The sequence below is a fragment of the Rubripirellula lacrimiformis genome (assembly GCF_007741535.1).
GTDB classification, from domain to species: Bacteria; Planctomycetota; Planctomycetia; order Pirellulales; family Pirellulaceae; genus Rubripirellula; species Rubripirellula lacrimiformis.
This window is the reverse complement of sequence record NZ_CP036525.1, coordinates 5,063,570-5,083,471: the sequence shown is the minus strand read 5'-3', so window position 1 is coordinate 5,083,471 and position 19,902 is coordinate 5,063,570. Positions and strand designations below refer to the sequence as shown.

Sequence of the window (19,902 nt, the reverse complement as noted above, 5' to 3'; positions counted from 1 at the left end):
ATGGCGGTCTCCAGACGACATTTATTGAAGACGACCAGTGCGGGGTTCGGGTCTTTAGCGCTGGCATCCCTGTTGGCGGATCAAGGCGTGGCCGCCAGCGGAGTGGCGATGCCGGGGAACCCGATGCCGCACTTTCCTGCCAAGGCAAAACGGATCATCTTTCTGTTCATGAAGGGTGGCCCGTCGCACATGGACAGCTTTGACTACAAGCCGCAGCTTCAAAAGGACGACGACAAGCCGCTGCCGTTTGATAAGCCACGTGTTCAGTTCGCGCCGACGGGAAACTTGTTGGGGTCGCCTTGGAAATTTCGTCCCTATGGCGAAAGTGGCATCCAGGTCAGCGAACTGTTCCCCCATGTCGCACAGTGTGTCGATGACTTGTGCATCATCAATTCGATGCACGGTTCGAATCCGGCTCACGGCGGCGCCTGCATGAAGATCCACACGGGCAGTGATGTCTTTCTGCGGCCTAGCATGGGGTCATGGATCTCGTATGGGCTGGGTACCGAGAATGAAAATCTGCCGGGCTTCATCACGATTTGTCCCACGCTGGCTCACGGTGGCACCAAAAACTGGAGCTCCGCATTCCTGCCTGCCAGCCATTCGGGGACGCCACTGGGGATCGCCAGTCAGCCATCCGATCAGGCTCGCGTGAAGCATGTCCAGAACACTCGGTTGGATCGAACGTCACAGCGTTTGCAGCTTGATTTGATGCAGTCGCTGAACCGTGACTTCCTAGAAACGTCTGGACCGGATTCTAGCCTGGAAGCCCGCATCAAATCATTCGAACTGGCGTTCCGGATGCAGTCCGAAATGCCCGATGCGCTTGATCTGGCCACGGAAACCGCAGCGACGCACCAAGCCTATGGAATCGATTCCAAAGTGACCGAAGATTTTGGTCGCCAATGTTTGATGGCACGACGGTTTGTTGAACGCGGCGTTCGATTTGTTCAGGTCACCCATAGCAACACCGAGGTCCAGTGGGACCAGCACGGGAATTTGCGAAAGGGGCACGAGCAAAATGCCGCCGAAGTCGACAAACCGATCGCTGGACTGCTGCAGGATCTGAAGAACCGCGGATTGCTGGAAGATACATTGGTGTTGTGGGGCGGCGAATTTGGGCGAACGCCGACCTGTCAGGGATCGGGCCGAGACGGGCGAGACCATAACCCCGAAGGATTCACGATGTGGATGGCCGGCGCCGGAGTCAAGACTGGGATCCAGTATGGCGAGACCGATGAATACGGTTATTACGCCGTCAAAGACAAAGTCCATATCCACGACTTGCACGCCACGATTCTGCACCTAATGGGGCTCGATCACCTGAAATTGACCTACCAGCACGCCGGTCGTGATTTTCGATTGACCGATGTTGCCGGCAAGGTTGTCCAGGGGATTCTGACCTAGTGCGTTATCACGACGGAACATCCGGGTTGGCTGGGATGAACCTTTGGCCGATGGCGGCCTGCTGACTTCGTCGTTGCCGAGAATGTAGCGTTAGAATCACGATTCGACGCGTAAGGCAGTGGCGGAATCGAATCCTTCGCTTAGGCATCGGGTTACCAAATCAGCAGGCCGATGGGCCCGGTTGAAATTCGACCAAACTGAAACGCCGCTCACGATGGCAACACCTTGTTCCTGTAATCTTGTTTGCATTCCTCTACCACTGGATCTCTCTGATGCGTGTACCTGTGTTTTTTCTTGCCGCTTTCCTTACTTGCACTATGACCATGGCCGCTGAAGAAGTTTCGGAATCCAAGACCATTCGGATTGGGATCATCGGGCTTGATACGTCACACGTTCCAGCCTTCACCAAAGAATTCAATGGCGATCACCCAACGGGTGACCCGATGTCGGGGTTTCGGGTCGTAGCCGCGTATCCGTTTGGAAGTTCGGCGATTGAATCCAGTGCGAGCCGGATCCCGAAGTACACCGAACAAATGAAAGAAATGGGCATCACGATTGCCGATTCGATCGAACAGTTGTTGGGGATGGTGGACTGCATTTTGTTGGAAACCAACGACGGGACATTGCACTTGAATCAGGCGTTGCAGGTCTTCCGTGCTGGCAAGCCCGTGTTCATTGACAAGCCGACCGGTGCGAACTTGAGCGAGGTCATCGCCATTTTTCGAGCGGCCAAGCAGTACGACGTTCCGATGTTCTCCAGTTCCTCGCTTCGGTACAGCTCCGGTGCTCAGGCAATTCGTGGCGGCAAGGTTGGCCGTGTGTTGGGCTGCAGTAGTTACAGCCCGTGTTCAATCGAACCTTCGCACACCGACCTTTACTGGTACGGCATCCACGGCGTCGAAACGTTGTACACCTGCATGGGTGTGGGCTGCGAATCGGTCACGCATACGTCCACCGATGACTACGAGCTAGCCGTTGGCACTTGGAACGACGGACGTGTTGGCACGTTCCGCGGAATCAAGAATGGCAAGTCGGGCTACGGTGGCCTGGTATTTGGTGAGAAGGCCGTCGAGGACATCGGACCCTACGAAGGCTACAAGGCGCTTGTCGTCCAGATTGCCAAGTTCTTCCGCACCGGAGTCGTCCCGATCGAACCACAGGAAACGATCGAACTGTATGCGTTCATGCAGGCTGCCCAGGCCAGCAAGGATGCCGGTGGTGTACCGATCCAGGTGAAGGACGTCGTCGAGGCCGCCGAACGCGAAGCCACCAAGTTGCTTGAATCGGCGACGGAATAATCGTATCGATCGACGACTTCCCTTCTTTTGCCTCATCGCCAATCCTGAACGTCGTGATGAGGCAGCGGGCGATGAGGCAGCGGGCGATGAGGCAGGGGGGGCTCAATCGCTTGTCTGTTTTGGGCTAACGCTATCGCCTTGAACACGTTGCCCTGCGTGGCTACGATTCTACTGTGCCGGTGATGACCGCATCCTGTGGATTCCATCGCTGGCACGTTCCGGCTTCAAATGCCGACAAAGTGTCGGCGGCTCGCCATGCATCAACGGATGCGTGGATCGTGCTTCGCATCTCGGTGCGACCGAAGCCCAAACATTCTCTAGGAAGTGGGGACGACCCCACCGCTCCGACCACAATCAGGGACGGCCCTGCAGTCAACGGGGTAAGCCATGGCTTGGTTTGTTCTTTTTATCGCAGGTCTGTTCGAAGTCGGCTGGGCCATCGGGCTGAAGTATTCCGACGGGTTCTCGAAACTGTGGCCGACGGTGTGGACCATCACCGCGATGATCGCCAGCTTTGGATTGCTGGGGGTATCCCTGCGTTCGCTGCCGGTGGGGACCGCCTACGGCGTTTGGGTCGGGATCGGAATCGTGGGGACGGTGTTGTTCGGAGTCCTGATGCTGGACGAACCGGCTAGTCCAAGCAGGGTGTTTTTTGTGCTGCTGATCATCGTCGGTGTGATCGGGCTGAAGTTAACCGCAACCGCCTAGCGGATGGCTGGTTAGCTCATCCGCGTGGGATTTGGGTTGTTGCCCGATCGCCGTGCCTGACGATCGTTCCCCTTGGAACGATCGTTGTGACGTCGGACCGCTTTACGGCTTGGTCACGGTCAATGGACGACGGAAGATCGTCGTGCCGTTGGTGACGTAAAGGTAGCTATGGTCGGGACCGGCCAAGATACAGCTGGTCAGCGGTTGGCTTGAATCCGGTTTCGGCAGCACGCCACAGGGTCGACCTGTTGGATCGAACACCTGGACACCAACTTCGCTTGTCACGTAGTAGCGACCGATGTGGTCGACTGCCATGCCATCCCCGCGCGAAGCCGTTTGGTACGGTGGCGGTTGGTTGAAATTGAATTCACCCTCTGGGTCGATCGCCAGCCGCATTGGCATGCTTGGCATCTTGGCATCCAGTTCGCCGCCTTCGGAAATTCGGAATGTCCAGGTGGAAGGGCCGCCGTAGTCCGAGACTGCAAGTGTGCCGCCGTCGGGGGAGATTGCGATGCCGTTGGGACGTTGAATGCCGAGGTCGGCTGTGGCGACGTCACCATTCTTGGGATCGATGCGAGTCACTTTGTGGTCGCGTGTTTCCGTGATCAGGATCCATCCATCAGCCGTCACGGCCATGTCGTTCGGTTTGACACCCGACGCGACGACTGCAACATCACCGTTATTGGGATCGATCGAGATCACTCGGTCTTTGGATCCTTGGCACGCGTAAAGGACACCGTCGGGACCGAATTCCAATCCGCTGACGGATTCCGTGGCGATCACGGACGATTTTCCGCTGACCGCGTCGACTCGGTAAACCGCTGGTGCCTTCATGTCGCAGTAGTAAAAGTTGCCTTGATCATCGGTACAGGGGGCGTCGGCGAACCCGATGTTTTCGGCGACCACTTCCCATGTCTTTCCAGGCACCAATAGGTTCAACAGTGTCAGGTCGCCTCCCAAATCATCGGACGTGTCGATGACCGGATTGTGATCTTCGTTTCGCCATAGCCAACGCATCGCATCAGGAAATCGCGAGCTCCCGTAGTCGGCATTGTGTGCATAACCTTCGGCCCAATCCAGCCGCGAATCGTATCCCATGTACTTTAGCGACGAGGCCACTCGTTGATTGGCCCAGGGCCAGCTGCCGAATGCATTGTCGACGTCGCCGCTGGTATCGGCCATGTAGACGCGGATGGGTTTCGGTTCGGTTTTACGAATCAGAGACGCGTAGACATCACCGCCACGCAGGTTGGTGAAACTGCCGACGCTTGAAAATACTTTGCCAAACTGATCGGGATGTTCCCATGCCGCGGTGAAAGCGCAGATCGCTCCGCTGCTGGATCCGCCGATGGCTCGCATCTTCGGATCACTGGAAAGGTTGTACTGCTGGCTGACCTCTGGAATGATCTCGTCCAACAGAAAACGGCTGTAGCGATCGCCAAGTGAATCGTATTCAAAACTGCGATTGGATGATTTGTTGCCGCGTCGTGGTTTGGCGATTTCGTGTCCGGGATCGATAAACACAGCGATTGTGGGCGGCATCTCGCCACCGGCAATCAGGTTGTCAAAGACCGTTGGAATTCGCCATCGGCCGTTGGTGTCTCGCATTCGCTCGCCGTCTTGAAAAATCATCAGCGCGGCTGGCTGGTCAGCTTTGTATTGATCTGGGACATAGACCGCCCATTTTCGGGTGGTGCCAGCAAATACCTTGGATTCAAATTCGGGCATCTCGATGACTTTGCCTGTGGGCACCGAATCGCGAGCGATCGCATCGGGATGCGGCTGCCATTTGGGCTTCGTCGCAGGCGACGGGACATTGTCCGATTCAGCGGAATCGTCCCACAGCCATCGCAACGCATTTGGGAATTCTTGGCCTGCGTACTTGCCGCTGTGACCACCGTCGGTCATCACCAATTTGTAGGGATAGCCTGCGAATTGAAGTGCCGCGGCGAGGTCTTGATTGGCAAGCGGCCAGTTACCGTGCAGATTGCTGAGGTCGTCTTTGCCTTCCTGCAGGTAGACCTTGATCGGTTTGGGATCGTTCTTGGTTTTGCGGACCAATCCCGGGTACGCCCATCCACCACGGATGTTGGTGTAGCTACCGATGTGGCTGATCACCTTGCCAAACTGTTCGGGCATCTGCCAGGCCACGGTGAACGCGGCGATCCCGCCCGACGAAATTCCACAAACCGCACGGTCAGCCGGGGCGGTCGATACGTTGACCCCTTCCAACGCGACGGGAAGGAATTCGGTGGTCAGAAACTTCGCGTACCGGTCTCCCAATGAATCGTATTCAAAGGATCGATTGCTACGGTTCTTGGTGCCCGGCATCGATGCGGTGACGGTTCCGGGATTGACGAATACCGCAACGGTGACGGGCATCGCTTTTTCTTCGATCAACCGATCGAAGACCGCGGGCACGTCAAATGAACCACCTTGTTTGCGATAGTTCTTTCCGTCCATGAAGACCATCAACTTCACGGGCTGGTCCGATCGGTACTGCGGTGGAATGTAAACGCTGTACTGACGCTCTGTTCCTGGAAACAGCTGGCTGTCCTTGAACGTTCCGTCGGTAAAGGTTCCCTTCGGATCGTCTGCAAGGGCGACGCAGTGAAGCGAAAGGACTGCCATCAGGCATGCCCAAGCAGCGCGGGGGCGGGGCAAAAAAGAAATGGATTGCATGGACGTTTCGTTCTAGCGGGGGCGTTCAGGAAGGGGGGGCAGCCACACAGCGAGTCACCGATTGGTCGCTATTCCAGTGGGGCCGGACCGCCGGCACACAGGTTGGCAGCGAGCCGATTTTAGCAGAGCGGCTTTGGCAAAGGGGGGGCTGATGATTGTCGGGGTCCAGGCCCATGCTAATCAAGCGAGAGGTTTGATCGGTGCGGGAAAGGTGTAACATAGGCTGTTTCCCTCTGCCTCTGCTTCGTTCGCTACCGATTCGCCCGCCATGAAAATCACTGCGTTGTTTTGGATCGTGTCCGTAGCGGTTGCCGCCGGGACGGCGTGTGTCGCGTCAGCCGATGATCCGCTGGAGTTCAATCGTGATATTCGACCGATTCTAAGCGAGAACTGTTTCTACTGTCATGGTTTTGACCAGGCCAACCGCAAGGCAGGATTGCGACTGGACACGCTAGAAGGTGCCACCGATTCCGATGCATTGGTCCCGGGGAAGCCCGATGAGTCCGAACTGCTGCGGCGGATTGTCAGCGACGACCCGGACGAAGTGATGCCGCCTCCGGAAACCGAAAAACAGATTTCGCCCGCCGATCAAGATTTGATCCGGCGATGGATCCAGCAGGGCGGCACTTACCAGCAACACTGGGCTTGGCGACCACTACGCCGTCCAGACGCACCGGACATGGGTGTTTCAAAAGCCGAAGTTTTGGACGCAGACGGGGAGTCGCAAAAGGCAGCAATCGTGGATGCGTTCTTGCAGTCGGCATGGCAGGATCAAGGGGTCACGCCGGTCGGCCGAGGTTCGCCGCGGCAGTTGCTGCGCCGGCTAAGTTTCGATCTGCGAGGAATTCCACCGACGGCCGCCGAAGTCCGGCAAATCGAACAATCGCCGACGGATGAAACGTTCTTGGCGTTTCGCGACCGATGGATGAACGAACTGGCCTATGCCGAACACCAGGCGGTGCAGTGGTTGGACTTGGTGCGTTGGGCGGACACCAGCGGATTGGTCAGTGACGAACCGATTGCTTCGGGTGCCTATCGCGCATGGATCATCGAAGCGATCGACCGCAACATGCCCTTCGATCAGTTTTCGATCGAACAATTGGCAGGCGACCTGTTGGACAACCCCACCAGCGATCAACTGGTGGCGTCCGGGTACAACCGCATCGTCAATACGAACTGCGAAGCGGGGGCGATCGAAACCGAACAGCTGTACAAACTAAAGGGCGAACACGTGCGAGCCCTGGGCACGGTTTGGCTGGGGCTGACCACCGGCTGCGCCGAGTGCCACGATCACAAGTTCGATCCTATCCTGGCCAAGGACTACTACAGCTTAGCTGCCTTCTTTGACGACTTGGTCGAAGCCGGGGTGTACACGCCTGGCGATCGTCGCGAACCGCTGCACTATGTCCATGCATCCGATGACGACGCCCAGCAAGACCGGCAACTGATGGCGAAGATCGCCGAAATCACCGAGAACATGTCCAGCCATTTGGCCGAGGATGCAGATGGTTCCGGTCCGACGAAATCCGAATTTAGCCGCTCGGCATTCGATGCCTGGGAAACGGAAACCCGGGCGAAATTGAAGAGCGAACAGGATCACGGTGGATTTGTCTGGATCGGGGCCGAGATACCGTGGGCTCGAATCATCGAAGGCCGCTTCGAAATGGAAACGGTCGCGGGCCGGTTGGCTCGCCGTGATGTCGCCGATGGCGGTGGACTGCGCCGCCACCACGTGGCTGAACTGATGACCGGATACATCAATCAACGATCCCAAAAATCCGATGCCAAGCGAGACCGCTGGTTCGTCGACGTTTGGTTGGATGCCGATGATCGACCGGAAATGATCGGCTTTCAGATCAGCCACGGTGACTATGGCCGCGTGGGTTGGCGAACAGCGAATTACGAAACGTATTTTTGGGGAAACGACTCATCCGGCGCCTTGTCAAAGACGTACCCGTGGAGCGATCCGGCGCGAGTCAAGCGGATGGGGGATCTGCCCCAGGAATCGGGATGGGTGCGGCTAGAAGTCCCCTTCGATCAGATGATCCAACCGGTCGGCGGTCAATCGTTTGAAGCCGTTGGGATGGCATGGCTTAGTTTTGACGGATCGGTGATGTGGGGCGACAGCGGTCTGGAAGTACGGCAAGACAAAGCGACCGCGTTGCAGTTGGGCGAAACCGCGATTCGAAAGTGGTGGGAAACGCCCATGAATCGCCAGGTCTATCAGTCGCGTGCCGAACAGGTCGCCAAATCGGTATTGGCGGATTCGAAAAGCCGCGATGATGTGCAACAAGAACTTGTCATCGATGCCTATCGTGAATCGACCGGCGGTTCGTCCATGGATCGATTGCGAAAGTTGGAATCGGAATTGGGTCGGGTCCGTGCCGCGGCGATGCCGGTGTTGGTGTCGCGCCAATCGGAAACACGGAAGGAAACGCGGCTGTTGAATCGGGGCGACTACCAAGACACCGCTGGGCCGCTCGTGTCGCCGGCGATCCCCGAGTTTCTGGGGACGATCGCGACGGACAAGGGACGTCCGACCCGACTGGACCTGGCGAATTGGTTGTTCGATGCCCAGAACCCGTTGACCGCACGAGTGTATGTGAATCGACTGTGGAAGACGTTCTTTGGCCGAGGCATCAGCGAAACATTGGAAGACGCCGGGACACAGGGATCGTGGCCTTCGCATGTGGCGCTGTTGGACTGGTTGGCGACCGAGTTTCGCGACAGTGGTTGGGACCGTAAACACATGGTCCGACTGTTGACGTCGACCGATGCCTATCGACTCGATTCGCAGCCTAGCGATGATCTGCGTCAACGTGATCCCAGCAACCGTTGGCATGCCCGGCAAAGTCGTTTTCGACTGCCTGCCGAAACGATTCGTGATTCGGCTTTGGACGCTGCGGGATTGCTGAAAGTGTCCGGCGATGTGCCAATCCTTAGCTTCTTTCCCTATCAGCCAAGTGCCTATTGGACCCGTTCAGACAAAGTCATGTTCGGCAGCCGACACCTGGCTTGGAATACCAGCGAAGATCGCAATCAGTACCACCGCAGCATGTACACGTTCTGGAAACGACAGAACATCCATCCGACCATGTTGGCTTTCGACGCTCCCACGCGGCAGGAGTGTACGGCGATGCGGAACATCACCAACACGCCGGGCCAGGCATTGGCATTGTTGAACGACCCGACGTTCGTCGAGGCGGCCCGTGTTTTTGCGACCCGCGTACTGGAGACCCGTGTGCTGGAGACCCGTGTGCTGGAGACCCGCGAACTGGAGACCCGCACAACGGAGACCCGCGAACTGGATTCTGCGCCGCAAGATTCGAATGCGACCTCGGGGGCAGACGCTAGTGCGGATGTCCCGGGTTCCGTTGACGCCGGTGCGGACGACGAAGCCAAGATCGATGGCGATCGTTTCGAGTTTGCGTTTCAGACTGCTCTGCAGCGGTCTCCCACGTCCGACGAACACCAGGTCTTGGCGGAACTGCTGCGCCGTCAACGCGCTCACTACGCATCGAATCCTGACGACGCGCAGGCACTTGTCGCGATCGGGCAGACTCCGCTTGCCGACGGCGCCGACGTCACCGAGATCGCGGCATGGACCGTTGTGACACGCACGATCCTGAACCTCCACGAATTCCTGAACCGGTCATAAACCATGCATCGACGCATTGCATTGGACGTCACTCGGCGTCACTTCTTCTCGCGCACCGCCCACGGCATCGGCGGTGCTGCGCTGGCGGGGCTGTTGGGATCTTTGAACGGGCAATCGGACGCTTGGGCGGCCGAAACGACTACCAGTGGTGCCAGCGGGGGAATCGGCAGTCGTGATTCGATCGGCTCGGGATCAGGACAAACCGGCCCAGGGTTTCCCAATCACCCGCCGACCGCCAAGCGTGTGATCTATTTGTACATGTCGGGCGGGCCCAGTCAGTTCGAGACCTTCGATGACAAACCGATGTTGCGGGAATTGAATGGAAAGCCGATTCCCAAGTCGTTGACGGCCGGAGTCAAGTTGGCGTTTCTGCAGTACGAGGCGCTGAAATGTTTCGGCACAGACGTTGGTTTCAAAAAGTGTGGTCAATCGGGTCAGGCGATATCGAACCTGTTGCCGAACCTGCAGCCATTGGCTGACGAATTGTGCGTGGTGCGAACTTTGCAAACGGATCAAGTCAATCATGATCCGGCGCACACGTTCATGAACACCGGCTTCAGTTTGGCCGGTCGCCCCAGCATGGGATCGTGGTTGTCGTACGGATTGGGATCGGAATCAGCCAATCTGCCGGATTTTGTTGTGATGCGTAGCGGACCATTGGGGCAACCGATCCCCACGACGGCGTGGCACAACGGATTCCTTCCTGGAAAGCACCAGGGTGTCGAATTTTATGGCAGCCAACAGCCGCTGAACTACCTCGGTTCGCCAGCGGGAGTGAGCCAGTCGACTCAGCGACAAACCATCGATTCGATTCAGGCGATCAATCGCTTGCATCACGCCCGGACCGATGATCCGGAGATCACGACCAGAATCAACCAATATGAACTCGCCTTTCAGATGCAGACCAGCGTCCCAGAGCTGGCCGATTTTTCATCCGAAAGCGCCGAGACGCAGTCGTTGTACGGAGTCGCTGGGAAACCCGATGGCAGTTTCGGGTCGAACTGCTTGATGGCACGGCGAATGGCCGAGCGTGGAGTTCGGTTCATCCAGCTGTACCACACCGGATGGGATCACCACAGCGGAGTGGTCAAGGGCGTGACCGATCGGGCCAAAGAAGTCGATCAAGGGTGTGCTGCCTTGATCGCCGACCTGAAGCAGCGCGGAATGTTGGAAGACACACTGGTGATTTGGGGCGGTGAATTTGGTCGGACGCCGATGTCGCAGGGCGGCAGCGGACGGGACCATCACACCAAGAGCGGTTCGTTGTGGATGGCCGGTGGCGGTGTGCGGGCCGGCAGCAGCTATGGCGAGACCGACGATTTCGGTTTCACCGCCGCCGTTGACCCGTTCCATGTGCACGATTTCCATGCCACCGTGCTGCACATGTTGGGCATCAACCACAAAAAGTTGACGTACCGCTACAAGGGATTCAATTTCAGGCTGACCAATGTCCACGGTCACGTGATCCAAGAAGTCTTGGCCTGACGAACAGGCCGCCTGAAAGAAACGAACTAGAACTTTCCTGTACCCCGAAACGCCGGTTCAGCAAGCGAGACCCCCTGTCGCCCAGCCACCGGAACGGCGGTCGGGGATTGATCCGCATCTTTCCAGCCGTCGTGGGCTGTGCGTCAAACCGCCGGGGTGCGTTTGGATGCCAGCATCCAGCGAACGACGATGTAGACCGCGATCGCGGTCAGAGCGCCTGCCATGTCTGCAATGAAATCGTACGGATCGGCTGTCCGTCCCGGAATGAACTGCTGTGTGAATTCATCGAACGCAGCGTAGACCGCGATCACGGCAGCGATCGTCCCGAAACGCTTGACCAAGTTCGATGACGTGGTGGAATAGCACAACAGAGTGGCCAGCCCGAAGAACGCCGAAAAGTGCTTGATCTTGTCGTTCATTCGCGGTGAGAAGTCCGAGACCGCCGGTAGGTGGGTGCCGGTAAAAATTGCGATCCAGTAGATCGCCAGCGCAATGATGGCCAACCGGATTCCCAGCAGCGATATTTTTGTGACCGGGCGCATGGGATAGTTTTCGATCGAGTAAGCTGGCACAGTCGCCGCCGTGGTGGCCACCGCGCGAAAGAATGGTTGTCGAATTCGCTGCACAATCGTCTCCTGACCCGCGTCAAATCCGCGTCAATCATGATCGGCGCGACCGGAATAATCGGTAGTCCCGGCGTACGTTTCCATCGATCTTTAGAGGTGTCTGTCGTGAATCGATTTATCTGCTGTGTCCTGTTTTTCGCGCTGCTGGCGACTACCGGTGTCCTAAACGCCGATCAGCCGCCTGTATCGGATCCGAAAACTACGACAGAACCAAAGACCAAGCCGGGAAACTCGTCCGCGACCCCGTCCACCGAGTGGCGGGAGCTGAAGGGATCGTGGAAAGCAGCTCAGTTCGGTGGCGACGGACCCATCGAAATCAAAGGCAACTCGATCAAGATGGGCGTGGGGGATCCGTTGACGGGAGTTCATTGGACGGGGGATGCAGCCAAGGACAGCTTCGAGATCGAACTGGAAGCACGCCGCACCGATGGGTTCGATTTCTTTTGTGGATTGACCTTCCCCGTGGGGGATAGCCATGTGACCTATGTCCTAGGCGGATGGGGGGGCGGCGTCGTCGGGATCAGCAATATCGACGGGATGGACGCCAGCGAAAACGAACAAACCTATTACCAAACCTTCGATATGAATCGTTGGTACAAAGTCCGCGTGCGTGTGGACCCGCATCAGATCCAGTGCTGGATCGATGACAAAATCTCGGTCGAACAGCCACGCTTGAATCACACGTTCGATCTGCGATTCGGGATGGAACTATGCGAACCGATCGGGCTAGCGGCGTACCAGTGCGACGCAGAGTATCGGAAAATTCGCGTTCGGACCCTCTCGAAGGCCGAATTGGCCGAGGCAAAAAAGGCCGCCGATTTGCGAGCGAGTGAAGATGAGTAGCGAAGATGCAGAGTTGCTGGCCCAGTTTGACGCCCACTGGATGCAGCGGGCGATGGAACAGGCCTATGCCGCCGCGACGGCGGACGAGGTCCCGGTCGGGGCGGTCATCCTGCGTGATGGTGAAATGATCGCCGCAGCGGCCAATCAACGTGAATCCCTGCACGACCCCACCGCGCACGCCGAGATGATCGCGATCACTCAGGCCGCCGCCGCCATCGACGATTGGCGACTGGAACGGTGCACGTTGTACGTCACGTTGGAACCCTGTTTGATGTGCGCCGGTGCGATCGTGCAGTCACGTATCCCCCGGATCGTGTTCGGTGCCGCTGACCCCAAGGGCGGCGCCGTCCAGAGTCTGTACCAGGTGCTGACCGATCCACGGCTGAACCACCAATGCTTGGTGACGTCCGGCGTCATGGCTGATCAGGCGGGACGTGTACTGACCGAGTTTTTTGCGTCCAAGCGGGCGATGGGAAAGAAGTAGCCGGCCGGAACCTGCTTGGCCTGGTTCGAGTTTGATCGTCCGGATCCGCGTCGAGGGGAAGAGGGGGCGATCCCACCGCGCCGGTGTCCCTGATCGCGTCCACTCGCACCAAGATGGTGGCAGGCGACTCGCTGCCGTCCACGACGGGACGCTTGTCAGCTCCGCTGGGCAACGCGTGGGTTCCGCTGGTCGCGATACTCGGTTTCGGAACGCATCGACCGTAGGCGTTGGCTGGGGCCCGCAGGGATCGGAATCAAACGGCATCTTCTGGCAGGTCGGAAGTTCCCTAGATTACCTAGGCTGGAAAGTCCGACGTTGGTCCAGCCCAACGCGGCCATAATTTGTGCGGGTTTTGCAGATTCTCGCACTTTTGCCGCTTCTATGCCTAAACAAGCTAAGCCTTTTCGCATGGCCTGGCCGATACTACCGGCACAACCCGAAGTTTTCCAGAACAGCAAGCCTCTTTACGGGGGTGATTCGGAACCACGGAATTGAGTTTCCGAGGTCAGCTGAGAACGGAGCGGGTCGCGTCGGGAGTTTTCCGGCGTTTGGGATGACGAGGGTCGGCCACAGGGGCGGCACTCTCGAGACAAATTAACTGCAAGACGGTGGAACAAGCGATGTCGGTACGGAAGCTGACTGCAAGTCTGCTCACAGCCCTAGCACTGCTAGGCGGAGTCGCATCGGTGGGCGCCCAGGAACACGTTCCGGTGGCGGACCCATTCGCGTTCGATCCCGACTTTAACTGGTTCGAGCCGGTCTATGACATGGACTTGGCCGACATGAAGCCGAGCAAACGCGCAGCGACAGGGTGGTTCGCGACGTACGATCGCTTGCACCTTTATGGATCACGACCCGATTTGGACTCGCCGTCCATTGGCGGAGTCTTTGGCGAAACCAACGCCAAGACGAGGCTCGACTCGGGTTACGGGCACCGATATGAAGTCGGTTACATGTTGCCCGGCGAAGACAAAGGTTGGACTTTCAACTGGACCAAAAACGAGGTCCATGAAGTCTACACGGTACGCCGCGAAAGACTGAACCGTTACAACGGCGGTCAGGTCACAGGCGGTAGTGGCGACAGCGGTGCCTTCGGCGCCTTTGGTTTCGAGACGCCTCCGGGAACTCGGAACAACGAGGGGAATAGTTATCGGTTCATCGATATCGGTGATACCCAGAACTATATCAACTACAACAGTTACGAACTGAACAAGACTTGGCGGATGGAACCGTACCACTACGGTGGTATTCTGGAACCATTGGTCGGCCTTCGGTGGCTGCGAGTCAATGACCTGAACGGGACCCAAAGCTTTGCTGCTTTCCCCGGTACGACCGCAGTGATCGGACCTGGTTCGGGTGACCCTGCCGACACCTTTGTCGAACAGCTAACTTCGGATCGATCGATCACCGAGAACGAGATGCTGGGGATGCAAGTTGGTTTCCGCTACCTGAAACAGCGTGAACGGTTTAGCTTCACCAGCGACTTCAAATGCTTCTTGGGCGGATCTTACCAAAGTGCCAAGTACGATCGTCAGATCGAAAGCGTGTTCTACGACAACCCAACCACGATCGGTGATCCACCTGTGTTCATCCGTCATGACCAAGACGGTGTCCCACCGGTATACGAACGCAACGAAGAGTTCTTCATCGGATTCGATGTGCGGGGCGAAGTGGGCTACCAACTGACCAAGATGCTTCAAATCCGAGCCGGTGTTCAAGTCATCGACATCGCTCGGGGCTTGTGGCGAGGAGGCAGCGGAGCCGGCGGTGCACTCAGTGCCGGTGACAATGACCAAGGCTATGTGATGGTTGGTGGAACCTTCGGACTGAGTCTGAACCACTAAACCCAAACTTGCTACCATCGCTTGCAGCGAACATTCGGCACCGCAAAGGTTACTTTGCGGTGTCGTTTTTTATGCGCCGGCGGTGACATCGCAGACGGTGACATCGCAGACGGTCTTGGCGTCCACGTACGCCAGGACTTCGCAGCGAACCCAAACACCCCAGTGCGGGATCGCATCCCCGCGGGCGGTGGCATCTCTATCAGGTCACGACGTCCCTGCGGGCGCAAGAAAAAACCCGAAACGGTTGTCGCAGTGGGCACTGGGACAAAGGAATCGGGAGAGATGCGTTTCAGCTAGTCGGGCATGATCGCCACGACCGATGGATAGCTAGCGGTGGGACGCCGAAGCGTCTTGAATCAATTCTACTGATCGCTACTGGGAAGCCGGTTGGCTGAACTAGCTCTTGGTCGCCAGCGTGCGAAGCTCTTCCAATTCGACGGTCAAGCGGTGACGCAACGGGCTTTCGGGGCGAAGCTCGACTTCCAACAGCTCTTCCGCCTTTTCGAAGGTCTCTTCGTTGCGATCTTCGGTCTTCATCAATTGCCGAAACATGTTCTCGACGGTGGACTCGGTAAGCAAAACAATCTCCTCAAAATAGAAACTAGACACGTCGCCGTGAGGTATTCCAGCCCGTCGCCAGACTCGAATTCCTATCGCCGTCCACGACAATCGCGCACCTACCAATTCTAGAACACGTCACCGCCACCGCAAGGGCTAAACCGATTCTGGATGCGGAAGTCAACGATGCAGCGTGCCTGGAAATGTACCAGCGGCAGAATGGACACCATCGATCGCAGTGCACGTAACTCACTAGAGGGGAAGTGAGAAACACTGCTTGGCATGGCCGCAGTCAGATGTCTTCGACCGCGTGGACCGACCGGCCATCGGTCACTGGCAATGGTTTCACTGGCAATGGTTTCAGTGGCAATGGTTTCAGTGGCAATCACTCACGCGCGGTGGTCGCCAACGTTCCTGCGCTGCTCGCGCGTGCGGCGAAGCTAGCTCTTCACTTCCAGTTCCAAACTTCCCACGCTTAGCTCTTGCATGTGTTCGGCGGTCTTGGCGACGGTGAACCGAATTTGTTCGTCGGTATGTTCGCTGGTGATGAAGAATCGCAATCGAGCGGCGGATTCATCCACGGCCGGATACAGGATCGGTTGCACGTTGATCCCGTCTGCTTTCAACCGGTTCGACAATCGAAGCGCGACCATCGAATTGCCCGTGATGACGGGAACCACCGGCGTGCCACTGCTGTCACCGGTATCCAGGCCTGCTTCGCGGCATAGCGACAGGAACAGATCGCTTTGCCGGCGCAGTCGTTGAACGCGTTCGGGTTCACGTTCAAGCGTTTCGATCGCAGCCATTGCAGCGGCGACTTGTGCCGGGGGCATGCCGACGCTGAACACAAAGCCGGGGGCGGTGTAACGCAGCAGTTCGACCAAGGCATCACTGCCGGCGATGTATCCGCCGCAGGACGCCGCGCTCTTGCTGAGGGTGCCCATCCAAATGTCGACATCGCGAGCATCGACGCCAAAGTGTTCGGCCATCCCGCGTCCGGTTTCGCCCATCGTGCCAAAACTGTGGGCTTCGTCGACCATCAACATGGCGCGATGCTTCTTCTTGACTTCGATGAACTTGGGCAGATCCGAATAGTCGCCGTCCATGCTGTAGACGCCTTCGATCACGATCAGCACCCGTCGGTACTGTCCGCGAATCTCGCCCAGCATGCGGTCCAACGCTGCATAGTCGTTGTGCGGAAACGGTCGCCGCCGAGCGCCCGACAGCAGGGCGCCTTGCACGATACTGTTGTGTGACAGGGCATCGTGCACAATCAAATCGCCCGCACCCACCAAGTGGCCAATCGTGGTTTCGTTGGTGGCGTGACCGCCCACCATCAGGATCGAGTTGTCGACTCCGATCCATCGTGCGATCAATTTTTCCAGTTGTCCGTGAATCGGTTTTTCACCAGAAACCAAACGGCTGGCCGACACACTGGTCCCATACTTCCGAACCGCTGCCGAGGCCGCCTCGGAAACATCGGGGTGTCCGCTGAGTCCCAGGTAGTTGTAGCTGGCAAAGCTGATCAGTTCGCGACCGTCAACGATGGTCTTGTCACCCACGATTCCGTCATGAACGGTGAAGAAGGGGTTCGGAACACCCGTCATCAACATCTGTCGCATCGTCGTCTTCAGTCGACGGTATTCGGCAAACTGTTCGATGCTGTCTTCGGCTTCGACCGTTTCGGTCGCCTGCCCATTTCGTTCGGACGACGCGCGGCCCTCGGTGGCGGAATCGTCGTCGGTGAACTCACCACGCAGCAGCGCTTCGGCACGGGCTTCGCCGCCGGGCGGAAGGTATCGCTGGATCGCGAGCGCGGTCTGTCCGATGGTTTCGATTTCGTCCAGCACTTGTTCAGGAAAACGGCCGCCGAAGGTTCGTTCTAATTTTCGAGCGATCTCCAGCCGTTCTAGGCTGTCCAAGCCGAGATCCAAAACGATGTTGGTTTCCAGGTTCAGGGCACCGGCGCGTTCACCTGCTACGCGGCGCACGTGGTGTCCGATCACTTCGACGATCGGGCCACTGATATCGGCAGGATTGACTTTTTCGGACCCACTCGCCGATGCGGCCTGCATCATCGGGGCGGCATCGGAAAATCCGTTGCCCCCGGATTCTTCCCAGCGGACCCACTTGGCGATCAGTTTCAAGTCACCATCGCGGACCGAGTGCAGACAGGCGTGGCGTTGAATCTTGCCGCTGCTGGTCTTGGGGATGCTGCTGTTGCGCACCAGGTAGACGGCATCCGGCGGCAATTCGTGTTCAGCCGTCACGGCGCGACGGATGGCCTGGATGTGCATGTCCCAGTCCAAGTCACGGGCGCGGACGGTTTCGGCCACGATCACCAATTGTTCTCGTCCATCATGTTCCATCGCCACCGCGCCGACCGAACCGGCTTGGACGGCTTCGGACGCTAGTTCGACGGTCTCTTCGATGTCTTGCGGATACCGATTGACGCCGCGAACAATGATCATGTCCTTCAAGCGGCCGGAAACGTAAAGTTGTCCGTTGTACAGAAAGCCCAGGTCACCGGTGCGCAGGAATGGTCCTTCGCCGTCCATCGTGGTCGCCCGAAACGTCTGCTCGGACGCTTCTTTGCGGCGATAGTAGCCTTGGCCGACCGAGTCGCTTTGGACCCAAATTTCGCCGATCGAGTCGCTTGGCAATTGCTCGCGAGTTTCTGGATCGACGATGATCACCGTTTCGTTTTTCAGTACCGCGCCACAACCGACCAAGGCGCGAGCGGAGGAGTGATCGGCAGCGACCGGGCGCACGATCTTTTCTTCCAGACCGCGACCGTCGAAGGTGGTCGTGACCGGACGCGGTGTGGTTGGTCCGCCGGTCACGATCAACGTGGTTTCCGCCATCCCGTAACAGGGCAGCGACGCGGCCGGATTGAAGCCCTGCTTTGCGAATCGTTTGGCAAAGTCTTGCAACGTGGATGGCCGGATCGGTTCGGCACCATTGAACGCAATCGCCCACTTCGACAGATCGACGCCTTCCAGTTCCGAGTCCTGGATCTTGTCGGCGCAAAGCTGGTACGAAAAGTTCGGTCCGCCGCTGATCGTCACGCCGTACTTCGAGATCCCTTGCAGCCAACGGGCTGGCCGCTGCAAGAATGTCATCGGGCTCATCAACACGTTCGTACGACCGGTGTACAGCGGCATCAGCACGCCGCCGACCAATCCCATGTCGTGGTACGTCGGCAACCAGCTCATGCCTGTGAAGTGTTCGGGCGGATCAAAGGCTTCTAGGATCAGCTCGCTGTTGGCGATCAGATTGCGATGATTCAGCATCACCCCCTTGGGGGAACCGGTCGAACCGCTGGTATACTGCAGCACGGCCAGCGAGTGCTCGCTTAGTTTCGGTCGTCGCCAAGCCGCGGCGTCTCGGATTTCCGGATCGTCGGTTCCCAATAGTTGGACGCCGATCAAGTCGTCGTGCTGTTGGTCGCCCGAGAGTTGTTCCACCATGCTGCGCGTCGATAAGGCCCAACGTGCGTTGGCGTCGACCACGATCGAACGAATACGCGATGCTTTGCGATTGCGCCGTGGCGGGTAGGCCGGGACTGCGATGGCGCCGGCGGCGTGACAGGCAAAAAAGCCGACCACAAATTCCAGCCCCGGTGGATAGACCAGCAGGATTCGATCGCCCGCTCGGACCCGACAGGCCGATTGCATGTGACCGGCCAAGGATTGGACTTGGTCCCACAACTGGGCGTACGTCAATCGCTGCTCGACCGATTCAACGTCGGTAAAGTAGTACGCGGTGTCATTGGGGCGATGTTCTGCCCAATGCTCCAGCACCGAGATGAAATGATCTCTCGGGGGCGAATGCGTGCCGAAATACGTCTGCAAGTCCACGGACCGATTCACCGTTGCTCTGCGAGTAATAAAAACGACTTCGTTACCGAACTCATGGTGAGTTCGATCAAAGCCAGTCGGGATCTGGTTTGCGTTGGATTCAAATAGGGTAAGCTGCCCCGACGAACCCTCTAGAATACCGAAACGGACATTCACGTCACTGTGCTAGCGTGCGTTTCGGAAAAAAACCACCCAAACACCCTGACCGTTACCGATTCGGAGCTTTGGTCGGAATGTCGCGAGCCACCCGAATACGTGATCGCCAGAACCGGCAGAACCAACCCGCCGCCGACGCGTTCGTGCCGAACGCGGTCGGTACAGCGGAAGATGCAACGAAACAATGGAACTGGACAATGGAACTGGACAATGGAGCTGGATAATGGAGCTGGCCAATTGTCTGTACCGAGAAGCATTCGCAGTCGTTAACAAGCGTTTTTGAACACGGTTTG

At 57.8% G+C, this 19,902-nt stretch carries 12 protein-coding genes; 8 read left to right on the top strand and 4 right to left on the bottom strand.

What is annotated here, in order from left to right; all coding sequences use genetic code 11:
- The 3 genes from K227x_RS17945 (at window position 1) to sugE (ending at window position 3,413) form a co-directional block, all read left to right on the top strand.
- Complete coding sequence (locus K227x_RS17945) at window positions 1–1,407, top strand: DUF1501 domain-containing protein (protein WP_145178065.1); 1,407 nt, start codon at window positions 1–3, stop codon at window positions 1,405–1,407.
- A gap of 317 nt (window positions 1,408–1,724) precedes the next feature.
- Complete coding sequence (locus tag K227x_RS17940) at window positions 1,725–2,705, top strand: Gfo/Idh/MocA family protein (protein WP_391540381.1); 981 nt, start codon at window positions 1,725–1,727, stop codon at window positions 2,703–2,705.
- A 387-nt stretch (window positions 2,706–3,092) separates the two neighbouring features.
- On the top strand, window positions 3,093–3,413 hold the full coding sequence (sugE, locus tag K227x_RS17935; protein ID WP_145171622.1) for a quaternary ammonium compound efflux SMR transporter SugE: 321 nt from the start codon (window positions 3,093–3,095) through the stop codon (window positions 3,411–3,413).
- A gap of 102 nt (window positions 3,414–3,515) precedes the next feature.
- Here sugE and K227x_RS17930 read toward each other — a convergent pair whose 3' ends face one another.
- A complete protein-coding gene (locus K227x_RS17930) occupies window positions 3,516–6,044 on the bottom strand; it encodes an alpha/beta hydrolase-fold protein (RefSeq protein ID WP_145178063.1) in 2,529 nt (842 codons plus the stop codon).
- A gap of 319 nt (window positions 6,045–6,363) precedes the next feature.
- Here K227x_RS17930 and K227x_RS17925 point away from each other — a divergent pair, with 319 nt between their 5' ends.
- Both K227x_RS17925 and K227x_RS17920 read left to right on the top strand, forming a co-directional pair.
- Window positions 6,364–9,753: a PSD1 and planctomycete cytochrome C domain-containing protein gene (locus tag K227x_RS17925; protein WP_145171620.1), complete on the top strand. Its 3,390-nt coding sequence runs from the start codon at window positions 6,364–6,366 to the stop codon at window positions 9,751–9,753.
- A 3-nt stretch (window positions 9,754–9,756) separates the two neighbouring features.
- Window positions 9,757–11,238 (top strand): DUF1501 domain-containing protein, encoded by a 1,482-nt coding sequence (locus tag K227x_RS17920; RefSeq protein ID WP_145171618.1) that lies wholly within the window; start codon window positions 9,757–9,759, stop codon window positions 11,236–11,238.
- A gap of 143 nt (window positions 11,239–11,381) precedes the next feature.
- Here K227x_RS17920 and K227x_RS17915 read toward each other — a convergent pair whose 3' ends face one another.
- Window positions 11,382–11,780 (bottom strand): VanZ family protein, encoded by a 399-nt coding sequence (locus K227x_RS17915; RefSeq protein WP_145171616.1) that lies wholly within the window; start codon window positions 11,778–11,780, stop codon window positions 11,382–11,384.
- A gap of 189 nt (window positions 11,781–11,969) precedes the next feature.
- On the opposite strand from K227x_RS17915, the gene K227x_RS17910 reads away from it, so the two are divergent.
- The 3 genes from K227x_RS17910 to K227x_RS17900 all read left to right on the top strand — a co-directional run bounded on the left by K227x_RS17910 (window position 11,970) and on the right by K227x_RS17900 (window position 15,035).
- Window positions 11,970–12,707, top strand: a complete 738-nt coding sequence (locus K227x_RS17910) for a DUF1080 domain-containing protein (protein ID WP_218933338.1) — start codon at window positions 11,970–11,972, stop codon at window positions 12,705–12,707.
- Window positions 12,700–13,191, top strand: a complete 492-nt coding sequence (gene tadA / locus K227x_RS17905) for a tRNA adenosine(34) deaminase TadA (RefSeq protein ID WP_145171612.1) — start codon at window positions 12,700–12,702, stop codon at window positions 13,189–13,191. Before K227x_RS17910 ends, tadA begins: the two co-directional genes overlap by 8 nt.
- A gap of 620 nt (window positions 13,192–13,811) precedes the next feature.
- The gene (locus tag K227x_RS17900) at window positions 13,812–15,035 is read left to right on the top strand and encodes a hypothetical protein (RefSeq protein WP_145171610.1); all 1,224 of its coding nucleotides are present in this window, start codon (window positions 13,812–13,814) and stop codon (window positions 15,033–15,035) included.
- 396 nt (window positions 15,036–15,431) lie between these two features.
- Here the strand turns inward: K227x_RS17900 and K227x_RS17895 are convergent, their stop codons facing one another.
- Together K227x_RS17895 and K227x_RS17890 are read right to left on the bottom strand one after the other, a co-directional pair.
- The gene (locus K227x_RS17895) at window positions 15,432–15,614 is read right to left on the bottom strand and encodes a hypothetical protein (protein ID WP_145171608.1); all 183 of its coding nucleotides are present in this window, start codon (window positions 15,612–15,614) and stop codon (window positions 15,432–15,434) included.
- A gap of 419 nt (window positions 15,615–16,033) precedes the next feature.
- Complete coding sequence (locus K227x_RS17890; protein ID WP_246145895.1) at window positions 16,034–19,465, bottom strand: aminotransferase class I/II-fold pyridoxal phosphate-dependent enzyme; 3,432 nt, start codon at window positions 19,463–19,465, stop codon at window positions 16,034–16,036.
- Window positions 19,466–19,902: the final 437 nt, after the last annotated feature.

What these genes read in the sequence shown, in the direction of transcription:
- K227x_RS17945 (WP_145178065.1), top strand. Translation starts at nt 1, where the DNA reads ATGGCGGTCTCCAGACGACATTTATTGAAGACGACCAGTGCGGGGTTC.
- K227x_RS17940 (WP_391540381.1), top strand. Translation starts at nt 1,725, where the DNA reads ATGACCATGGCCGCTGAAGAAGTTTCGGAATCCAAGACCATTCGGATT.
- sugE (WP_145171622.1), top strand. Translation starts at nt 3,093, where the DNA reads ATGGCTTGGTTTGTTCTTTTTATCGCAGGTCTGTTCGAAGTCGGCTGG.
- K227x_RS17930 (WP_145178063.1), bottom strand. Translation starts at nt 6,044, where the DNA reads ATGGCAGTCCTTTCGCTTCACTGCGTCGCCCTTGCAGACGATCCGAAG.
- K227x_RS17925 (WP_145171620.1), top strand. Translation starts at nt 6,364, where the DNA reads ATGAAAATCACTGCGTTGTTTTGGATCGTGTCCGTAGCGGTTGCCGCC.
- K227x_RS17920 (WP_145171618.1), top strand. Translation starts at nt 9,757, where the DNA reads ATGCATCGACGCATTGCATTGGACGTCACTCGGCGTCACTTCTTCTCG.
- K227x_RS17915 (WP_145171616.1), bottom strand. Translation starts at nt 11,780, where the DNA reads ATGCGCCCGGTCACAAAAATATCGCTGCTGGGAATCCGGTTGGCCATC.
- tadA (WP_145171612.1), top strand. Translation starts at nt 12,700, where the DNA reads ATGAGTAGCGAAGATGCAGAGTTGCTGGCCCAGTTTGACGCCCACTGG.
- K227x_RS17900 (WP_145171610.1), top strand. Translation starts at nt 13,812, where the DNA reads ATGTCGGTACGGAAGCTGACTGCAAGTCTGCTCACAGCCCTAGCACTG.